Source organism: Flavihumibacter stibioxidans (assembly GCF_014332695.1).
GTDB lineage: Bacteria > Bacteroidota > Bacteroidia > Chitinophagales > Chitinophagaceae > Flavihumibacter > Flavihumibacter stibioxidans.
The window spans coordinates 37278-57805 of sequence record NZ_MBUA01000012.1 but is presented as its reverse complement, the minus strand read 5'-3'; the positions used below and the strand labels follow the sequence as shown (position 1 = coordinate 57805).

The following is a 20528-nucleotide window of genomic DNA, read 5'->3' as shown; positions in this document are numbered from 1 at the left end:
ACCCGACGGGTGAAAAGAACTGGCGGGTGGGGAAATGTATCAGAGCATCGGGTGGCGGTTAAACGGGCGGTTGCGGTCAAAGAGGTAGCGGAACGTGGTAAGGATCCGGCTTCTTTCCTGGGTCAGGCTTTCGGCCACAGCAATCATTTTGGGATTGAAATCACCGATCCACTGCATCTCATATTCTTCATAATGCAGTTTGTGCTGGATTACCCTGGCTGATTCCACGATCAGGTAGCTGTCCACCCCCTTGCCCTGCCATTCGGGTACCACTCCGAAAACCAGGCCCACAAATCGTTTATTGGTTTTGGTTGCCTTGACCCACAGAAACAGTAATTTCTGCAACCACCCGAATTTACCGTTGAGGTATTTGAACCACTGGTTCAGGTCGGGCAGGTTGATGAATATAGCGATGGGTTCTTCGTTGTAATAGGCGAACCAGACAATCCGCTCATCCATCACCGGCTTCATCTGGGTGAAAATGCGTTTGCACTGACCCAGGCTCAGTTCCTTATTGCCGGCATGCCCGGCCCAGGCTTTGTTGTAAACGGTATGGAAATCCCGGGCGAATTTATCCAGCTGGTTTTTCCGGATATGCCGGGCAGTAAAAGCCGGATCCGCTGATACCGCCTTGTGCCGTTCAAAAAACTTTGGCTGCAGCGTTTCATTGGGGTGCATCCCGAAGCAGATCTGGTTGAAAAATAACCGGAAACCATAGTTTACAAAAAGTTCCCTGTAATAGGGCAGGTTATAATTCATGCAATACAGGGGCGATTGAAACCCTTCCGTTACAAGTCCCCACCACTTGTCACGTTCCCCGAAATTGATGGGGCCATCCATGGCTTCCATACCCTGTTCGCTTAGCCATTGCCGTGAAGTATCGAAAAGCAGGTTGGCCGCGGCCTGGTCGTTGATGCATTCAAAAAAACCGATTCCGCCCACCGGCAGGTCATCCCCCTTGTTCCGGTACTTTTCGTTCACAAATGCGGCAATCCTTCCGATGGCCTGGCGCTTGTCGTTGAAGAGTATCCAGCGGATAGCTTTTCCATGGCGGAATGCCTTGTTTTTTTCAGGATTAAACACATCTTCAATATCCTTGTCAAGGGGACGGATCCATTCAGGATTGTTTTTATAAATGTCAACCGGCGTTGTAAGGAAAATGGCTGCCTGTGCCGGAGTCTGTACTGCTTCAATTGTCATCATCGGAATAACAGGGGATCTGTGGTGTTGAAATAGGTTGGAGGTTTAATCTATAAACGGGTGTCGTTTAAATGGTTTGCTTTGGTCAAACTGGTACCTCCAGGTCGCCAGGCGCCTGCTTTCCGTAGCGCCGAGATTGCGGGAGATGTTCAGCATTTTCTTGTTGAAATCCCCCTGCCACATCAGTTCCAGCTCCTTATAAATGCCTCTTTTTTTGATCACTTTTTCCGCTTCCACGATCATGAAATAATCGATTCCGGTTCCCTGGAATTCGGGAACGATGCCGTAAATAATGCCTATGAACCGATTGCATACACCACGGCGGAGAAGCCAGAGGAACCGGAGCTTTTCCATCCATCCGAAACGGCCTTTAAAATACCGGAAGATCTGGTTGAGGTCGGGAATATTGATCCACATGGCAACAGGTTCGTTGTTGTGATAGGTGATCCACGCGAGTGATTCATCCAGTACCGGTTTCATGCTGCGGAAAAGTTTGATGGCCTGCTGCCCGCTCATCTCCTTATTGCCTTCATGTTTGGCCCAGGCCTTGTTATAAACCGTACAGAAATCAATGGCGTATTTATCGAGGTCTTTATTTCTTACCATGCGCGCCTCAAAGGAAGGGTTACCCGCGAACTTCCTGTGGGCTTCGTAAAATTTCGGTTGCAGCTGGTTGGCGTCACCCGCCACATCCATCCGCCAGCATATCTGGTAATAGAATACATCGAACCCATAATTTCTGAAGAGTTCTTTATAGTAAGGCGGATTGTAATTCATGCCATAGGGCGGCGGCTGGAAACCTTCCACCAGCAGTCCCCACCATTTATCGCGCTCCCCGAAATTGATGGGCCCGTCCATTGCCACCATGCCTTTTTCGGCCAGCCAGTTGCGGGCGGTATCGAAAAGCAGGTTGGCGGCTTCCTGCTGATTGATGCAGTCGAAAAAGCCGATCCCGCCGACAGGGCCTTCGTCTCCCTTCGACCTGTATTTTTTATGGGTGAAAGCAGCGATGCGGCCAATAAACCGGCCACTGTTATCCTGCAGTAGCCAGCGCCGGCATTCGCCGAAGCGGAATGATTTGTTTTTTTCGCGATCGAAGACTTCGTTGATATCCTTTTCGAGCGGCCTGATAAAATCTGGGTTGCCCTGGTTCATTTCCACCTGTACCCGGAGGAAATGCCGGGCGTCTTGCTCATTGGCTACCGGAATTACCTGCATTATGCCTTGTTTTGTTCCTGTCCTAAAAACGGCAAGTTAAACCGAACCGGTCTATTTTTCTTTCTTTTTACCACGGGAGAGGTGGTTTGGAACTCCCAATAGTAGATTTTTAATAATATGATGAACCAGGATATCAGCAGCGGACCAAATATCAGTCCCGGCAACTGGAAAAACTTCAATCCCATAATCACACCCAGTACGGTTACCACAGGATGGGTGTCGGCCATTCTTTTGGCCAGCAGGAAGCGAACCACGTTATCGGCGGAACCCAGTATGATGGCACCCCAGCCAACCAGGAATACTCCCTGCCAGAGATGACTGGTAGCCATCAGGTAGATGGAAGCCGGCAACCACACCAAGGCGCAACCGACGATGGGAATGATGGAGGCGAAACCGGTAATGATGGCCCAGAAACCGGCTTCCGGAAGGTTTACTACTTTATAGGCAGCATAGGCCGTGAGCCCCTGCACGATTGCAATCAGGGGAACACCCACTGCATTGCTGAAGGTCTGTGCGACCAGTTCCCTGCCGAAGAGTTCGATCCTGGCCCTTGGAAAGGGAAGATAGAACACCGTAGCGGCTTCCATCCGGTTAACATTCATCAGCATGAAATAGAGGAAAAAATACATCATGGTGATGGTGCTGAATAAATTCAGGCTGTTGTTTAGCACCAGGGTCATTATATTGGTGGCCTGCTCCTGGATCTTTTCCATATTGCCGGGCGAGAGTACGCGAAAGCTGAACCTGGTGCTGATTTGCTGGTCGAAGCTTTGAAGTGTGTTCAGCACCAGCTCGGGCCTTTCCACAAAGCCGCCTATTTTATTGTAGACCATGGTGATGAAAAGTGTCGAGGGCGCCAGTATAATCAGGAAACTCAGGGCAATGATGAATACGGCTGCCACCGACTTCCCCCAGTTTTTCTTTTTGATCAGGAATTCCATCAGGGGCTTGCTGATCACATAGAACATGATGGCTGCAAGGAATGCCGTGAAAAATTCAATCAGGCTGTACAGTAGAAAGAGGGCGAACAGCACGATGATACCCAGAAAGAAGTATTTGTTGATTTTGTGGTCGCTTTTTATTTCCATGGTTCAGGTTACTTATTTCCGGTGGGATGGTGTAATTTTATTAAACAAGTTACTCTCTAAAAAAATCATGCCATGAACGATCAGTCAAAATTTTTAGCCGGTCTTTTACTGGGGGCCGCTGCCGGTGCAGCCATTGCCTACCTGATGACCACTGATAAAGGAAAGGAAATGATGGAAGATTTTAAAACGGCTGCATCAGAAGCAGGAGATGACCTGAAGGATACGGTGAAGAAGTTTGAAACCGAAATCGAGTCGGCAGTGGAGAAAGGGAAAAAATGGGCGAGTGATTTCCAGGACAAGGCAACTGATTTAACCACCTGATAAATGATCGGTATGAGCGAGCAAAGCTATGCCAGGACCAGACAAGAGGAAGGCACGGAGAAAGAACAGGAACCTGGATATTTTGAGAAAACAGAACATTTGCTGCAGCAGTATGTGAACAACCGGATCACCCTGCTGAAACTGAAGGGCGCGGAAAAAGGGTCAAGGCTCATGTCCCTGGCCGTGATGTTTGTGCTGGTGCTGTTGCTGGTGTTCTTTGTATTGGTGTTCATCAGCATTATGGGCGGATATTATTTTGCAGAACTTACCGGAAGCCTTTTTAAAGGCTTTGGAATAATTACCGGCATATACCTTGTTTTGCTCATTTTGGTGCTGGTGTTTCGCAAACGCTACCTCGAGCCGTTTGTAGCCAATAAAGTCATTAGTATATTTTTTGAAAAAACTGCAGCAGATGAAGAACCGGAAATCGGCCAACAAGACTGATCTCTCCTTTATCCGGAATACGGAGGATCTGCGGGCTGAAGCCCGTCGGCTAAAACTTGAAATCCGATTGCAGGAGATTGAACTCCGGCGGTCATTAAAGTCATTGCCGGGAGAAGCCGTTAAAGCGGGTGTCGGAAAAATATTGCCTTCCAGGCTAACCGGCTCCCTGGCAGGCCCACTGGCTGGTGTAGCCATTACTGCGGGTTCGGCTATACTTGGGGGTTATCTCACCAAAAAAGCAGGTGCAGTCCTTGCCGGCAAGGCTGGTGCTTCGCTTGCAAAGACCGGTATCCTGGCTGCTGTTCCGGCTTTGTTGCAATTATTTTTAAAAAAGAGAAAAGCGGGCAGTTCCGATAAACCGGACAAGTCCTGATGTCCTTCCGGGGGCAGTGTCCAGGTTGCCTTCAGGGAGTAGCTGACCTGAACATTTTTGCTGCCATCTTTTTATCGTGCCCATACAGGTCATCCCGGAAATTCAGGTTCCCCTGCTGGTCCACCCAGGCAGTGAAATAACCAATGAATACAGGGATGTCCTTCTTCACATTTACAAACCTTTCCTTTCCGGCATACATCGCCGCGATGATATTGTCGGTGGTCCAGGAATTTTCTCCACTCAGAATCCATTCCGCCAGTTTCAGCGGTTCTTCCACCCTGATGCAGCCATGGCTGAATGCCCTTTTACTTTCATTGAACAGGCTTTTCGAAGGGGTGTCATGCAGGTAAATGTTATAGTTGTTCGGAAACAGGAATTTGACCAGTCCAAGTGAATTCTTGGGTCCGGGCCTCTGGCGTACCTGGCCGTTACCGAACCATTCCATGTCGTGGCGTTCCAGGTAATTCGGATTGCGCCTGATGGCGGGCAGGATCTCTTTTTTCAGGATTCCGGGTGGCACATTCCAGTAGGGACTGAACACTACATATTTCAGTTTGCCGGTAAAGATCACGGTATTGTTCTGGGAGGTTCCCACGACCACATTCATGCTGAAGGCCTGTTTGCCATTTTCTATTACATGCAGCCTGAATTCCGGGATGTTGACCAGCAGGAAATTACCTGAAGGTTCAGCCGGAACCCAGCGGATCCTTTCCATGTTTACCAGGATCTGGTGAATGCGCTGGCGGATGGGAGTACTCATTTCCCGCAGGGTGGCGCCTCCGATCACGCCATCCTCTTTTAGTCCATACCGAAACTGGAAATGTTTGACCGCGGCTTCCAGTTCCGGTGTAAACAGGTTGGAACTGTCGGCTAGGGGCAGGTCACCGGTCAGGGCCAGGCGTTTTTTGACCTGAAGGATCACCATTCCGGTATCGCCGGTTACCAGTTTTTTCTTTTTGGCGACCAGCGGGTCCCAGGCTCCCTGGCGTTCGATCTCGTAATAGCGCTTTAACTGCTCCCGCAATAGTCCGTATTGCTTATTTACCGGTTCATACCGGTCAATATCCTTTCCCTTAACCCTTACCAGGGTGTCGAGCATGCTGAGCAGGTCCACCCTTTTACGGGGTATGAACCATTCCAGGTCGCGGGCATTCAGACGCCGGTCGCCCATATAAGCTTTGTTGGCATACCGGAAGAATTGCCCGGTCAGGCCCCATTCCACCAGCAGGCGGGCGGAGTCGGGAATGGCTTTCGGGCCATAGGAATTCACTGAATCGGCCCAGCGTTGCAGGTAGGGGTTGAAAATACTGCTGTCGCCGCTGTAGGCAAGGTAGTTTTGCTGGAGGTTCCAGAAATGTCCGGCCTGTTCTGCTATGCCGGTAGAATCGAACCAGGCATACTGGTAGTTTCTCTGGTTATAGAAATTGCGGAAAAGGGCTTTGGCGGTATCGGGCATGGAACGTCCGGCCAGCCAGGTTTCCAGGGAAGTACTGTCGAAAAACAGGGTGGAAAAGGAATTGGTGTCGGAAATAGCCGTATCCCGGGCTATCTTTGCCATCTTGTGGCCGTTGGAACTGGACTGTTTACAGGCAGCGAAAGCAAGGCAAAGGGCAAGGAAAAAGGACAATGGTTTCATGTAAAATGATTCGGTTGTCAAAAATATCAAATCTGTGCGGCAAGATTCCATTCAAAATCCTTTTGGAATTGATGGATATTAGCAGGCAACCCTTACCTTTGCGGCAAAATTCGAAAACCTCACCTAAAAAGGTCTTCATATATGTCAACGAAAGGAAAGATCAAACAAATTATCGGCGCCGTACTGGACGTGCAGTTCGATGGCAAACTGCCTGAAATTCTCAACGCCCTTGAAATCAGGCGCCCCAATGGCGATTCCCTGGTTCTGGAGGTACAACAACACCTGGGTGAAGACAGTGTCCGCTGTATCGCCATGGATGGTACTGAAGGCCTGGTTCGCGGAATGGAAGTAGTTGACACCGGTAAGCCCATCGCCATGCCGATCGGAGATGGCATCTATGGCCGTCTGTTCAACGTAACCGGAGACCCGATCGACGGATTGCCTGCTATCGATAAGAGCAATGGCCGTCCCATCCACAATAAACCACCATTATTTGAAAACCTGAGTACTTCAACTGAAATCCTTTTCACCGGTATCAAGGTTATTGACCTGATCGAACCTTATGCAAAAGGTGGAAAGATCGGTCTGTTCGGTGGTGCGGGTGTTGGTAAAACCGTATTGATCCAGGAGCTGATCAACAATATCGCCAAAGGCCACGGTGGTCTGTCGGTATTCGCCGGTGTGGGTGAGCGTACCCGTGAAGGAAATGACCTGATGCGTGAAATGATCGAAGCAGGTATCATGAAATATGGCGATGCCTTCAAACACAGCATGGAAGAAGGCGGATGGGACCTTGAAAAAGTGAACATGGAAGACCTGAAGGATTCCAAAGCAACTTTTGTATTCGGACAGATGAACGAACCCCCCGGAGCCCGTGCCCGTGTGGCCCTGAGTGGTCTGACCATTGCGGAATATTTCCGCGACGGCGACGGTACCGGAAAAGGTAAGGACATCCTGTTCTTCGTGGATAATATCTTCCGTTTCACCCAGGCTGGTTCCGAAGTATCGGCCCTGCTGGGACGAATGCCCTCAGCGGTGGGTTACCAGCCTACCCTGGCAACAGAAATGGGTCTGATGCAGGAAAGGATCACGTCTACCAAAAACGGTTCCATTACTTCCGTACAGGCGGTATATGTACCGGCGGATGACCTGACCGACCCCGCACCGGCTACCACCTTCGCCCACCTTGATGCCACTACGGTATTGAGCCGTAAAATCGCTGACCTTGGTATCTACCCCGCGGTGGATCCACTGGATTCAACCTCCAGGATCCTGACCCCGCAGGTAGTTGGTGACGCGCATTACGATACTGCCAACCGCGTAAAACTGATCCTCCAGCGTTATAAGGAACTGCAGGATATCATCGCGATCCTCGGTATGGACGAATTGAGTGATGAAGACAAGATGACCGTACAGCGCGCCCGTAAAGTGCAGCGTTTCCTGAGCCAGCCTTTCTTTGTGGCTGAACAGTTCACCGGCCTGAAAGGTGTGTTTGTAAGCATTGAAGATACCATCCGCGGATTCAACATGATCATGGACGGCGAAGTGGATGACTATCCTGAAGCGGCATTCAACCTGGTAGGAACCATTGAAGACGCAATCGAAAAGGGTAAGAAACTGCTGGCACAGGCGCAGGGATAATATTTGTCATTTCAAAACGATTTCATGAATCTCGAAATACTGACTCCCGAACGTAAGCTTTACAGCGGTGATGTATATGGTGTACAATTGCCAGGTGTGGATGGCCTGTTTGAAGTGCTGGAAAAACACGCCCCGATGGTAAGCGCCCTGAAGGCCGGCCGGCTGAAAGTGCTGAAAGGAAAAAACCAGAACGAATCAGACCTTTATAATATCCAGGGCGGATTTGTAGAAGTGTTCCACAATAAAGTAACCGTTTTGGTGGAAGGTGCTGTCCCTGTGAACGATTAAAACTCCAGTCTTTGAAAATAACTATCCCGCAGTTTGTAAGTCTGCGGGATTTTTTTTGCCCTGACCGTAAGATTTCGGGTATCCATTGCAGCTATATGCCGTATTTTTCTCTCTAAAGAAAAATGGCTCCCATGAAAAAATGGATGATAACCCATGCCCGGGTTCAGGTTGTGTTTGTTGCCGGTATATTGATGATGTTGGCCTGGCGTCCGGTAATGGCGCAGACACCGCCATCAGCCCGGGTTTCAGCCACCCAGGCGAAAAGAGTTCAGGTGGAAACAAAAATCTCCTCAGTAACCGTATTTATGAGTGGTGCGGAACTGAAGCGGACCGGAAATGCATCGATCCCGGCAGGCCGATCGGAACTGGTAATGGCGGGCGTTTCAACGGATATTGAACAGCAGAGCGTACAGGTGGGCCTGGAAGGAGACCTGACCATTTTGTCGGTGGGCGTACGCAAGAATTTTCTGAACGAGGAGGAGGTGAAAGAAGACATCAAAGCCCTTAATAAACAAATGGAAGGGATAGACGAAAAGCTTGGCCGCCAGAAGAAAAGCCTCGAAATATACAGACAGGAAGAAGCCATGCTGGTGCGCAACCAGGAACTTAAAACCGGTAATCTTGCCCTCAAACCAGCCGACCTGAAAGCGGCGCTGGACTTCCAGAAATCCAGGCTGGAAGAGACTTATGCGCGACAACTGGAAATTGAAAAATCGATGAAGGAACTGGAACTGGAGAAGACAAAGATCCGGCTGCACCTGGGCGAACTGAACGACCGGAAGAACCTGTCCGTGAATGAGATCTATGCACTTGTTGAGGCAGATAAACCGGTTCAGTCGCGCGTGGAAGCCAGCTACCTGGTAAACAAGGCGGGCTGGTTCCCCACCTATAATGTAAGTGTGAAGGATATCTCGTCGCCGATGCAGATGCAGTTCAATGCCAATGTTTTTCAGTCTTCGGGTGAGGTCTGGAAGGAGGTGAAGATATCCCTGTCATCCGGCAACCCCCGCGAAAACAATGCAAGGCCGGAACTGGAACCCTGGTACCTGCGGTATGTGGACCGGAGCATATCTTACTCGCAGCTGCCCAGCTTCACCGGTGGAAATATGATTATGGGCAGGGTGGTGGATGAGAAAGGCGTACCTGTATCCAACGCCAGTATCCAGGTCAAAGGCACTTCCCAGGGTGTGGTAACTGACGCGAACGGTGTGTACCGGCTGAATAACGCGGCTCCGGGAGCAGTACTTGTTGCTTCTTTTATAGGGTACCAGTCTAAAGAGTTTGCTGCATTGAAAGGCTTTACCACCGTTGAACTGTTGGAATCCTCCGGGAATCTGCAGGAAGTGGTGGTTGCCGGATATGGCCTGAGTGGAAGGGTGGCAGGTGTTGCCGTGGAGGACGACCGGAAACAGCGAAAAGTGACATTGAATACAACCACCAAGCCCATAGGTGTTTCTACCGTTTACCAGCCGATCAGTACCCGCTATGATATTAAGGAAATATATACCATCAGCAACGACGGCAAAGTGAATATGATCGATATCAAACGGATAAGCATAAACGCAGATTATGAATATTATACAGCACCGAAACTGGATCCTTCCGCATATCTGACAGCCAGGATTTTAGACTGGCAATCGCTGGACCTGCTGGCAGGTGAAGTGAATCTTTTTTTTGAAGGAACCTTTCTTGGTAAGTCATTTATTGACCCGGCAACAGCTGGTGACACCATGAGTCTTTCACTCGGAAAAGATAAGGGCGTGGTGGTGAAACGTACGATGGTAAAGGATTTCAGCTCACGCCGGTTCATTGGTGCCAATAAGACGGAGACCCGTGATTTTGAAATCTCCATCCGCAATAACAAAACGCAGGCGGTGAAAATCATTGTGGAAGACCAGTTCCCGATTTCTACCATGAAGGAGATCGAGGTGGATCGCAGGGAACATGACGGGGGAAGGCTGAATGAAGAAACACAGGTAGTAACCTGGGAAGTGAATATTGTTCCAAAAGAGGAAAAAAAGCATAGGATAAAATACACGGTGAAATATCCGAAAGACAAGATCCTGCAGCTGGATTAGACAGGTTCGCCTCCTGTTATGCAGGGGCGTGATTTAACGACAATATTTACCGTTAAAACACGCTGGCAGGCGTTGGCCACAGTTGTTATCATTGTGGTAGAAATCGCGGGTGACAGTACGGTTGGTGAGATTGGTAGCAGGGTAGGGAACCGATAACTGTCATCGCTGCGATTCGCTCAGGGTAGTAAGTGGAACAAAAGACCGGGCTCCGGATGGATGCACCGGTTTTTTGTTTTACCTCCTATGGGGTAAGTGAGTTACATGGTTAATTGAGCTGCGGATCGATGGGGTAATTGATCAGTTGGCCATATTCGCCGCCCAGGTCAATCAGGGCGTCTTTCCAGATGGCGTTCATGTCCTTGTGGAAGATCAGTTTACGGTTACCTTTTGACGTGATCCAGGATTTTTCTTTCAGTTCGCCCTGGAGCTGGCCTTCTGACCAGCCTGAATATCCGATGAAAAACCTGATATTGGCGGCTTCAATCTCACCCGCCTTCAACAGCGCAACGGCTGTTTCGAAATCCCCGCCCCAGAATATACCGTCGATTACCTCAAACCCTCCCGGGATCTTTTCCGGGTAACGATGCAGGAAATGAATGGTATCCACCTGTACGGGGCCTCCATAATAGACGGGCAGGGGCATGCCTTCTGCACTGGCCATCAATTGATCAAGTGTATATTCATACTGCCTGTTAAGCACAAATCCAAAACTCCCTTCATCCTGGTGTTCACAAAGAAGTACAACTGTTCGCATGAAATTAGGGTCCTTGAGGAAGGGGTCAGCGATCAGCAATACGCCTGGTGCAGGTATTATTTGCGTCATAGCATTAATTTATAGAATATTGGGGAAAATGACAAGAATTGTTTACCCGGCGGTTACGAGGCGGCAGCTGCCGGTGATAAACTCCTGTTAATTTGGGTGTAAGGCGCCGGGCAGGGTATTTTTAAACGATAACCAAAGCTATTTTTGCTCTGATGAAGCGGATATTTCCACTTATTATTTTACTGGTAACATTGTCTCTGGTTGGTATCATCGTGATCCAGGTTTCCTGGTTCCGTAGCATGCTGCTGGTGAAGGAAGAACAGCTGGCGGACAGGATTATCAAGGCAATGGGTATGACAGGGGAGGAACTGATGGCCCAGAAAGGAACATTGCCCTCGCTTAAGAATAAGCGCGCACGTCCCAATCTTACCTGGCCTTCAGACCAACTGATGATGGAGTTGATGAAGCCATCCACCATTTCCGAAAAGTTTACCACGTTTGAGGTGCAGGAAAAGCTTCGCAAGAACTTTAACGCCCACGGCCTGAAAGACACGCCCTTTGAATTTGTGATCACATCTGATGCCGGTTTTCTTGCTTATGATGAACTTCGGTCAAAAGGTTTTGACTCGGTGGTGGAAGATACCGTCCGCAACCGCAGTTACGTGTATCTGCTGCAGGTTCCCGGTGGCAGTAATCTTGAAGGGCTGGTACCTGAAGAAGCGATGGTGGTAGTGGTTCCCAATGTGAAACATATTGTGTTTCGTGAATTACGCTGGATGCTTGGCGGTGCAATCCTCTTCACACTTATCTTACTGGCAGCGTTTTATGTTACCGTCAGTGCATTGCTCCGGCAAAAGAAACTGAGTGAAATCAAGAATGATTTCATCAATAACATGACGCACGAATTCAAAACGCCGCTGGCCACCATTTCGCTGGCGGTGGATGCCTTGCGCACAGAAAAAGTTTCCGCCGACAAAGAGAAGATGCAGTATTTCACCGGGATCATCAAAGAGGAAAACAAACGGATGAACAAGCAGGTGGAAACCATTCTGCAGGCCGCATTGATGGACAGGCAGGAGATTCAGCTGAATAAACGACCGGTGCATGTACATGCCATCATTGAACAGGTGCTGGAAAATTTTGAACTTCAATTACAGAGCCGCAACGGTCATGCCGATGTGCAGTTCAATGCCAAGGACGATGAGATCATGGCAGATGAAGTTCACTTTACCAACCTGATCAATAACCTGGTCGATAATGCGGTGAAATATTCCAAAGACAATCTGCAGTTGAAAATCTGCACCAACTCCACCGGTAAAGGCTTACAAATCAAAATTGAGGACAACGGCATCGGTATGACCAAGGAAAGCGTTAAACGCATTTTTGAAAAATTCTACCGCGTGCATACCGGTAATCTCCATAATGTAAAAGGTTTTGGTCTCGGGCTGAGCTACGTGAAAACCATTGTAGACGCCCACCATGGTAAAATCAAGGTGGACAGTACGCTGGGTAAGGGCACTTCCTTTACCATAGAAATGCCCTATGCAAAATAGCGTTCCATTTTCCATTCTCGACCTGGCACCCGTACTGCGGGGAAAATCCATTGCGGAAACTTACCAGAACAGCCTGGAACTGGCGCTGCATGCCGAAAAGTGGGGGTATCAACGGTATTGGTTAGCCGAACATCACAATATGGAAAGTGTGGCCAGTGCGGCCACATCTGTTTTGATAGGATTTATTGCAGGCGGTACCCGTTCCATCAGGGTTGGCTCCGGGGGCATCATGCTGCCCAATCACGCTCCCCTGGTGGTGGCGGAGCAATTCGGCACCCTGGCCACCTTATATCCGGGTAGAATTGACCTGGGACTTGGCCGGGCACCTGGTACCGACCAGGTGACGGCGGCTGCCCTGCGGCGTGACCGCTTCGGTGCCGGTATGGATTTTCCGGAAAACCTGCATGAACTGCAAACCTACCTGTCGGCTGATAATAAATCGGGGCGTGTGCGGGCGCTGCCGGGTGAAGGGCTTGAAATCCCGCTCTGGATACTCGGCTCCAGCACCGACAGCGCTGTACTGGCCGCCCGGCTGGGTTTGCCATATGCATTTGCCAGTCATTTCGCACCCGCTTACCTGCTGCCCGCCATCCGGATCTATCGTGATAATTTCCGACCCTCAGCGCAGTTACGTGAACCCTATGTAATGGCAGGAGTAAATGTGATTGCGGCGGATGAATCTGCTGAAGCCAGCCGGCTGGCCACCAGTTTTTATCAGCTGGCGCTGGGCATCATAAGAGGACAAACCGGTCCTGTAAGTCCGCCGGTGGACAGTATGTCCGGCCTCTGGACTCCACAGGAGGAAGCTGCGGTTAAACACATGATGCATTATTCGTTTATTGGTAACCGTGAGCAGGTGGAAAAAGGCCTGGATGGTTTCCTGGCTGAGACCCGGGCCGATGAATTGATGGTGGTCACTTACGTGTATGATCAGTCTGCCCGTTTGCGTTCCTATGAAATATTATCCTCCCTTAGCCAGAGCAGGGATCCATCTCCATAGCTCAGGAAGCGGAACCCGTTATGCATCGCATATTCATATACGTTCTTCCAGTCATCTCCAATCATCGCAGCCACCAGCAGTAACAAGGTCGATTGCGGCTGATGGAAATTGGTGACCAGGGCTTTAACCATTTTGATGGGATAACCCGGGGCAATCAGGATCTGCGTTTTACAGATGATTCTATTTGCCTGCCTGTTTTCCATCCAGTCTGAAAGGTGTTTCAAAGCTGTTTCAACGGGAATGTCTAACCGAAGAAGACTGTCGTACACTTCCCACTGGCGGATTTCCAGTTCCTGCAGGCTGGCGGAAGGATTCAGTGAAGCTTTAACGCCCATCCAGTAGAGAGTTTCCAGTGTGCGCAGGGAAGTTGTTCCCACTGCGATGATGCGGTTTTGGTGCCGGATCAGTTGCCTGATGGTGGCCTGGTCCACATCAATAAATTCCGCGTGCATGTCGTGTCCTTCTATGCGTTCCGATTTAACCGGTTTGAAAGTGCCGGCGCCGACATGCAGGGTAACAAATGCCGTTTCAATATTTTTTAGCTTCAGGTCTTCGAAAATGGCCGGCGTGAAATGGAGTCCCGCAGTGGGTGCAGCAACCGATCCTTCCTGTTCGGCGTAGATGGTCTGGTAGCGCTGGGTGTCGGTTTCGTCGGCTTCCCTTTTTATGTAGGGCGGGATGGGAATCCTGCCGGCGAGCTGCAATATTTCCGCGAAACTTTTTTGTGCAGGACTCCACTCGAAGCGGATGGTAAAGCCGTCGGTGTGGCGGCTTTCCATGGCCGCTGTCAACAGGATTTTCTCTGTGCCCGCATCCAGTTGTTTTTCCAGTATCAGTCCGGGTTTCCACTTGCCGGCACCGCCCACCAGGCAGGTCCAGCTCACGCCCCCGGCTTGTCCCATAGCGGTGGTGATATCCGGGTAGCGGGTATCAGGTTCCAGGCAGAATATTTCTATGGCGCCACCGGTAGGTTTGGTGAACAGGAGCCTGGCCTGCACTACGCGGGTATTATTGAAAACCAGCAGTGCTCCGGGCGGCAGTTGATCGGCGATATGTTTATAGGTCGATTCACTGATGGCCCCTCCCTTATAAACCAGCAGTCTGGAATCATCACGCTGTTCGAGGGGGTGGGCGGCGATCCGCTCTTCAGGGAGGTCATAGGTAAAATCGGCAATTGCTATTGAACGGGGATTATTGATAGCCATAAGTCGGCAAATTTACTACATGCGTCTGACGTGCGTCTGACATACGTCAGACGCACGTCAGACGCGAAAAAGGGTTATCCACAGTAATTCACATCTAATTCACAGTTGATTCAGAATGTTATGCACATTTTCGGCTCAAACGTAGATCCACTATGGGTTTGAACGTAGTTCTCCCATGTGGAAAAAATAAAGCTTCCAAAATCTTTATCGAAAGTGGGAAAAAGTGTTATTTTGTGGTAATAAATGTCAATCAGGGGTCAGAATAGGGAAAATGAAAGGTTTTTTAGGCGAATACGAAGCAACGCTGGACGCCAAAGGGCGATTCCTGCTCCCGGCCGGGCTGAAAAAACAGCTGCCTGAAGGGGATATGCAATTCGTCATCAACAGGGGCTTTGAGAAATGTCTCACCCTGTACCCGATGAAAAGCTGGGAACCCATATATGCGGAAATCAGCAAACTGAATGATTTTGACCCCAAAGTACGTGAATTCAGGAGGTATTTCATGAACGGAGCCACGGAAGTGGAACCAGATACAGCTGGACGGGTACTGCTGCCACCCAACCTGAAGGAATATGCCGGACTGACAAAAGATATCGTTCTGGTGTCCGCATTTGATAAGATAGAGATCTGGGATGTGGCGCAGTATAAAAAGCTCTTTGATTCTTTCTCATCTGACAGTTTCAGCAACCTGGCACAACAGGTGATGGCTAAAGTCAATGAAACCGGCAGTTGATCATGGCGGCAGAGAAACATATAAGTGACGCAGGGAAGGCAGCCGATGGTGGAAATGATTATCATGTTCCGGTCTTGCTGAAGGAGTGCCTGGATGGACTGGCGATCAGGCCGGATGGAATATATGTGGATTGCACATTCGGGGGAGGAGGGCATTCAAGGGCTATCCTCCAGCAATTGGGTCCGGCCGGTAAACTGGTGGCTTTTGACCAGGACGCAGATGCGAAGCGAAACCTTCCCGATGACAAACGGGTATTGTTCGTGCCGCATAATTTCAGACACCTGCAGCGGTTCCTGCGCCTGCACCGGATTGAAAAGGTGGATGGGGTACTGGCCGACCTGGGGGTAAGCAGTCACCAGTTTGATGAAGCGGACAGAGGATTTTCGATTCGCTTCGACGCAGACCTGGATATGCGGATGGACCAGCGTGGCGAACTGAAAGCTTCGGATATACTAGCCAGTTATACTGAATCGAAACTGCACAAATTGTTTGAGCAGTACGGGGAAGTGACCAATGCGAAAACACTGGCAAGGACAATAGTTGAGCAGAGAGGGAAAGTGGCGATGAATACGATCAGTCAGTTTAAGGCTGCTGTTCAGGGGGTGGTAAAAGGAAATCCCAATAAATATTTCGCCCAGGTTTTCCAGGCCTTGAGGATAGAAGTGAATGATGAACTGGGCGCACTGAAAGAAATGCTGCAGCAATTGCCACAGGTATTGCAACCAGGAGGAAGGGCAGTGATCATTACCTTCCATTCACTGGAAGACAGGCTGGTGAAAAATTTTTTTAAGAACGGAACATTTGAACAGGAGGAAGAGCATCCGTTTGAAAACAGGAAAACCGTTTCAGAGCTGAAAGTGATAACGAAGAAGCCGGTGCTGCCGTCAAATGCTGAAATGAAAAGGAACCCGAGGGCGCGGAGCGCAAAGCTGAGAATAGCAGAGAGATGAATCTCAATATAGGTGAAATGTTAATGTCCTGATGAATTACCACTGAATTGTATGGAGCAGGTAAATGCCAAAAAAGAAAAACGTTTCAGGATCAACTACCAGCTGATCGTAAAGAACCTGCCTTTCTTTTTATTCCTCAGTGTGCTGGCCGTGGTTTATATCTATAATGGACATTATTCTGATAAGATCATAAAATCTATCAGCAGAACAAATAAAGAATTACGTGAGCTGCAGTTTGAATATAAAACGATGAAGAGTGAGGTGATGTTTCGCAGCAAGCAGACCGAACTGGCGAAGGCGGTTGAACCAATGGGGTTGAAGGAACTGGTGACCCCGCCGGTGGTGCTGAAAGACAGTACCAGAAATAATTAATCACAGAACCTAATATCCGGCTGACTTGGAAGTTAAACGCGACATACTGTGGAGAGTGTACCTGTGTTTTATTGGTATCGTTGTGTTGTCCGTAATGGTATTGGGAAAAGCTCTTTACATACAGAATGCGGAAGGTGAGTATTGGCGTAGCAAAAGCGACAGCCTGCATACAAAAATTATCAACCTGGATGCAGATCGTGGTACCATCTTCAGTGAAGACGGCAGCATGCTCAGCACTTCAATTCCTTTCTTCAATATCTATATTGATTTTGGCGCAGAGGGACTGAGGGATAAGAATGGCAAACGCTTCCGGGAAAACCTGGATTCACTTAGTTATTCGCTGGCAAAACTGTTTGGTGACAGGTCTGCCTACGAGTATAAAAAAATACTCCAGGCAGGCTTCAGGAAAAAGGACCGTTATTTCCAGCTGAAGAAAAACATCGACTTCCAGCAGTACAAGCAGCTTCGCGAGTTTCCATTGGTCAGGCTCGGCAGGAATAAAAGCGGCTTTATCGCCGAAGTGAAAAGCAAACGCCTGAATCCATTCGGCCTCCTGGCTAACAGGACAATCGGACTGGCCCGCGAAAACTCACAGAATGTAGGACTCGAGAGAACCTACGACAGCCTGCTAAAAGGAGAAACGGGAAAAAGACTGGTTCGTTTTATTGCAGGAGGTGTGGCGGTTCCGGTTGAAGGTTACGAAGTGGAACCTGAAAACGGGAAAGACTTAATTACCACCCTGGACGTAAATATCCAGGATATCGCTGAGAATGCCTTGCTGAAGATGATGATTGAAAATGAGGCGGCGAACGGCACCTGCATCGTGATGGAAGTGGCTACCGGAAAGATTAAAGCGATAGCCAACCTTGGAAAGAGATCAGATGGCGAATATTGGGAAGACCTGAATTATGCCATACGTGCCTCAGAGCCCGGGTCCACCTTCAAACTGGCTACCATGCTGGCAGTGCTGGAAGATCAGAAAGCCCATATCGGTAATCATGTGAACCTGGAAAATGGTGTCTGGAAAGTGAACGGCAGGACGGTGTACGACAGTGAAAGGCATAAGCGGACGGATGTAACACTGCAGCAGGCTTTCGAACTGAGCAGTAATGTGGGGATGGCCAAACTGGCAATGACTTATTACGCAAAGAACCCGATGCAATATATTGATCACCTCAAACGGTTACGCTTACACGAAATATCAGGAATTGACCTGGTAGGCGAAACCAACCCGGTGATCAAGACCCCCAAATCAAAGACCTGGAGTGCAACCTCCCTGCCATGGATGTCGTTCGGATATGAAGTGCTGGTTAGTCCATTGCAGACACTGATGTTGTACAATGCAGTGGCTAATAACGGGAAGATGATGCGTCCTTACCTGGTAGAGGAAATAAGGCAGGATGGCATCACGCAGACAACCCGCCAGCCTGAAGTGATGGTGGAAAATATCTGCAGTGAAGCGACTTTGAAACAACTGAAAACCTGTCTGGAAGGTGTGGTGACCAACGGTACCGGCAAGAGCCTGCAATCACCCTTTTATCGCATTGCAGGTAAAACAGGCACAGCGCTGGTCGCAAATGGTAACAGGGGATATTCTGATCATATTTACCAGTCTTCCTTCGCCGGATATTTTCCGGCCGATAATCCGAAATACAGCCTGATTGTGGTGATCAAGAACAAACCATTCGCTGCAAAGTATTATGGTGGTGTGGTTGCCGGACCTGTTTTCAGGGAAATCGCGGATAAGCTCTTTGCCTTGCATGCCCAGGAAGTGCCCGCTCAAACGGTTTCACTTCCGGCAAAGGATAGTACACCCTTCCACTATGCAGGCGAATCCAGGGACCTGAAGACTGTATTTGATTTTGTGAATTGGAGCTATCGCGATAGTTCCACTGAGAGCCGGTGGGCAGGCATGGCTAGTGATACAGATTATAAAGCGGTACTGAAAGAGAAACCGACAGGTAAGCAACTGATGCCGGACCTCTCCGGAATGGGACTTAAAGATGCTTTGTTCCTGCTGGAAGACATGAATATGAAAGTGATGGTGAAAGGAAAGGGAAAGGTGAAGTTCCAGTCGGTTGAACCCGGTAAACAGATAACGAACCGTTCAATAGTAATTGAGTTGAATTGATGTTGATACTACAGGACATACTCTACCAGGTGAAGATCCGTTCGGTGAACGGTAACATTCAGGCGCCGGTTAATGACCTGCAGATTGATTCGAGGAAAATTGGGAAAAGTTCCTGTTTTATTGCGATCAGGGGTGTGCAGGCTGATGGACATGCATTCATTGGGAAAGCGATTGAATCAGGTGCTGCCACAATCATTTGCGAAGAATTGCCCGATGTCCTGGCCGATGGAATTTGTTATGTGCAGGTGGAGAACAGCGCGGAAGCTGCAGGTACGATGGCAGCCAATTTTTATGGCCAGCCTTCAATGAAACTGAAATTGATCGGTGTTACAGGTACCAATGGTAAAACGACCGTTGCTACATTATTATACAAGCTCTTTACAGCGTTGGGATATGATTGCGGATTGCTGAGCACGGTTCAGAACATGATTGCCGGCCGGCAGATAGAAGCAACACATACCACACCGGATGCGATCAGCATCAATGCCCTGCTCAGGAATATGGTGGACGCCGGCTGCAGTTATGCCTTCATGGAGGTTAGCTCACATGCTGTGCACCAGCACCGGATCGCCGGCCTGCATTTCGCCGGAGGTATATTCACCAATATCTCGCATGATCACCTTGATTACCACAAAACATTTGATGAGTATATCAGGGTCAAGAAAGCGTTTTTTGACGGATTGGCCGCATCGGCCTTTGCCATCAGCAATCTTGATGATAAACGCGGATCTGTTATGCTGCAAAATACTGCAGCAGTGAAATATTTCTACAGCCTTCGCTCGCTTGCAGAATTCAAAGGCAAGATCCTGGAAAATGGACTGACCGGACTGGTAATGACTGTTAATGACCAGGAGGTTCATTTCAGGCTGATTGGCGAATTCAATGCCTATAACCTGCTGGCAGTTTACGGCGCGGCCACCTGCCTGGGGGAAGACAGGCACGAAGTGCTGAGATGCCTGAGTGTGCTGAGCGGAGCCGAAGGCAGGTTCGAATACCTGGTATCTCCAGTAGATAAGATCATTGGTATTGTGGATTATGCGCACACGCCTGATGCTTTGGAAAATGTTTTAAAAACCATCCATCAGTTGCGCAAGGGAGATGAGCGGGTGATAACGGTGGTGGGTTGCGGCGGAGACCGCGACAAAACAAAAAGACCGGTGATGGGACAGGCAGCGTGCGACCTCAGTGATAAGGCCATTTTTACTTCGGATAACCCCCGCAGCGAGGACCCGCAGGAGATACTGAAGGACATGGAAGCCGGGCTGACCACCGCTGCTAGAAGAAAGTATATTTCGGTTGTTGATCGCCGTGAAGCAATAAAGACCGCTTTCAGTCTGGCTAATCCGGGTGATATTATCCTGATCGCAGGAAAGGGCCATGAGAAATACCAGGAAATAAAAGGGGTGAAACACCACTTTGATGATAAAGAGGAGATGGAAAGGATAATGGAGGAACAAGGCAGGTAAGAAATAAATAAATGAAAATATTGGAGTCAGAGTTATATCCGGCTCCTGCATTCTTAGGACGGTTACAT

19 protein-coding genes are annotated in these 20528 nt (G+C 49.2%); 13 read left to right on the top strand and 6 right to left on the bottom strand.

The window, feature by feature from the left end; all coding sequences use genetic code 11:
- Nucleotides 1-39: 39 nt before the first annotated feature.
- The 3 genes from BC349_RS07380 to BC349_RS07370 are packed head-to-tail and all read right to left on the bottom strand — an operon-like array spanning nt 40 to nt 3506.
- Nucleotides 40-1203, bottom strand: coding sequence for a hypothetical protein (locus tag BC349_RS07380; RefSeq protein WP_246456849.1), 1164 nt, complete (start codon nt 1201-1203; stop codon nt 40-42).
- A 42-nt stretch (nt 1204-1245) separates the two neighbouring features.
- Nucleotides 1246-2418 (bottom strand): hypothetical protein, encoded by a 1173-nt coding sequence (locus BC349_RS07375; RefSeq protein WP_187256117.1) that lies wholly within the window; start codon nt 2416-2418, stop codon nt 1246-1248.
- Nucleotides 2418-3506, bottom strand: coding sequence for an AI-2E family transporter (locus tag BC349_RS07370; RefSeq protein WP_187256116.1), 1089 nt, complete (start codon nt 3504-3506; stop codon nt 2418-2420). Before BC349_RS07370 ends, BC349_RS07375 begins: the two co-directional genes overlap by 1 nt.
- A gap of 72 nt (nt 3507-3578) precedes the next feature.
- Here BC349_RS07370 and BC349_RS07365 point away from each other — a divergent pair, with 72 nt between their 5' ends.
- Genes BC349_RS07365 through BC349_RS07355 form a run of 3 tightly spaced genes read left to right on the top strand, consistent with a single transcriptional unit; the run spans nt 3579 to nt 4644 of the window.
- Nucleotides 3579-3827, top strand: a complete 249-nt coding sequence (locus BC349_RS07365) for a YtxH domain-containing protein (protein WP_187256115.1) — start codon at nt 3579-3581, stop codon at nt 3825-3827.
- Nucleotides 3828-3839: 12 nt separating this feature from the next.
- Nucleotides 3840-4271: a phage holin family protein gene (locus BC349_RS07360; protein ID WP_187256114.1), complete on the top strand. Its 432-nt coding sequence runs from the start codon at nt 3840-3842 to the stop codon at nt 4269-4271.
- A complete protein-coding gene (locus BC349_RS07355; RefSeq protein ID WP_187256113.1) occupies nt 4240-4644 on the top strand; it encodes a hypothetical protein in 405 nt (134 codons plus the stop codon). The genes BC349_RS07360 and BC349_RS07355 overlap by 32 nt, the downstream gene beginning before the upstream one ends.
- Nucleotides 4645-4675: 31 nt before the next feature.
- Here BC349_RS07355 and BC349_RS07350 read toward each other — a convergent pair whose 3' ends face one another.
- Nucleotides 4676-6280, bottom strand: a complete 1605-nt coding sequence (locus BC349_RS07350) for a L,D-transpeptidase family protein (protein ID WP_187256112.1) — start codon at nt 6278-6280, stop codon at nt 4676-4678.
- 141 nt (nt 6281-6421) lie between these two features.
- On the opposite strand from BC349_RS07350, the gene atpD reads away from it, so the two are divergent.
- The 3 genes from atpD (at nt 6422) to BC349_RS07335 (ending at nt 10287) form a co-directional block, all read left to right on the top strand.
- A complete protein-coding gene (gene atpD, locus BC349_RS07345) occupies nt 6422-7921 on the top strand; it encodes a F0F1 ATP synthase subunit beta (RefSeq protein ID WP_187256111.1) in 1500 nt (499 codons plus the stop codon).
- Between the two features lie 24 nt (nt 7922-7945).
- The gene (atpC, locus tag BC349_RS07340) at nt 7946-8209 is read left to right on the top strand and encodes an ATP synthase F1 subunit epsilon (protein ID WP_187256110.1); all 264 of its coding nucleotides are present in this window, start codon (nt 7946-7948) and stop codon (nt 8207-8209) included.
- Between the two features lie 131 nt (nt 8210-8340).
- Nucleotides 8341-10287, top strand: a complete 1947-nt coding sequence (locus BC349_RS07335; RefSeq protein ID WP_187256109.1) for a DUF4139 domain-containing protein — start codon at nt 8341-8343, stop codon at nt 10285-10287.
- A 265-nt stretch (nt 10288-10552) separates the two neighbouring features.
- Here the strand turns inward: BC349_RS07335 and BC349_RS07330 are convergent, their stop codons facing one another.
- Nucleotides 10553-11110: a YqgE/AlgH family protein gene (locus BC349_RS07330; RefSeq protein ID WP_187256108.1), complete on the bottom strand. Its 558-nt coding sequence runs from the start codon at nt 11108-11110 to the stop codon at nt 10553-10555.
- A gap of 152 nt (nt 11111-11262) precedes the next feature.
- On the opposite strand from BC349_RS07330, the gene BC349_RS07325 reads away from it, so the two are divergent.
- Nucleotides 11263-12603: a sensor histidine kinase gene (locus BC349_RS07325; RefSeq protein WP_187256107.1), complete on the top strand. Its 1341-nt coding sequence runs from the start codon at nt 11263-11265 to the stop codon at nt 12601-12603.
- Complete coding sequence (locus BC349_RS07320; RefSeq protein WP_187256106.1) at nt 12593-13603, top strand: LLM class flavin-dependent oxidoreductase; 1011 nt, start codon at nt 12593-12595, stop codon at nt 13601-13603. The genes BC349_RS07325 and BC349_RS07320 overlap by 11 nt, the downstream gene beginning before the upstream one ends.
- On the opposite strand, the gene BC349_RS07315 is transcribed toward BC349_RS07320, so the two are convergent.
- Nucleotides 13555-14808: an S-adenosylmethionine:tRNA ribosyltransferase-isomerase gene (locus BC349_RS07315; protein WP_187256105.1), complete on the bottom strand. Its 1254-nt coding sequence runs from the start codon at nt 14806-14808 to the stop codon at nt 13555-13557. The genes BC349_RS07320 and BC349_RS07315 overlap by 49 nt on opposite strands.
- Before the next feature lie 271 nt (nt 14809-15079).
- Here BC349_RS07315 and mraZ point away from each other — a divergent pair, with 271 nt between their 5' ends.
- Genes mraZ through BC349_RS07290 form a run of 5 tightly spaced genes read left to right on the top strand, consistent with a single transcriptional unit; the run spans nt 15080 to nt 20460 of the window.
- Nucleotides 15080-15541 (top strand): division/cell wall cluster transcriptional repressor MraZ, encoded by a 462-nt coding sequence (gene mraZ, locus BC349_RS07310; RefSeq protein ID WP_187256104.1) that lies wholly within the window; start codon nt 15080-15082, stop codon nt 15539-15541.
- A 2-nt stretch (nt 15542-15543) separates the two neighbouring features.
- Nucleotides 15544-16491, top strand: coding sequence for a 16S rRNA (cytosine(1402)-N(4))-methyltransferase RsmH (gene rsmH / locus BC349_RS07305; protein ID WP_187256103.1), 948 nt, complete (start codon nt 15544-15546; stop codon nt 16489-16491).
- A gap of 51 nt (nt 16492-16542) precedes the next feature.
- Nucleotides 16543-16863: an FtsL-like putative cell division protein gene (locus tag BC349_RS07300; protein ID WP_187256102.1), complete on the top strand. Its 321-nt coding sequence runs from the start codon at nt 16543-16545 to the stop codon at nt 16861-16863.
- Nucleotides 16864-16888: 25 nt separating this feature from the next.
- A complete protein-coding gene (locus tag BC349_RS07295; protein WP_187256101.1) occupies nt 16889-18994 on the top strand; it encodes a penicillin-binding protein in 2106 nt (701 codons plus the stop codon).
- Complete coding sequence (locus tag BC349_RS07290; RefSeq protein WP_187256100.1) at nt 18994-20460, top strand: UDP-N-acetylmuramoyl-L-alanyl-D-glutamate--2,6-diaminopimelate ligase; 1467 nt, start codon at nt 18994-18996, stop codon at nt 20458-20460. Before BC349_RS07295 ends, BC349_RS07290 begins: the two co-directional genes overlap by 1 nt.
- Nucleotides 20461-20528: the final 68 nt, after the last annotated feature.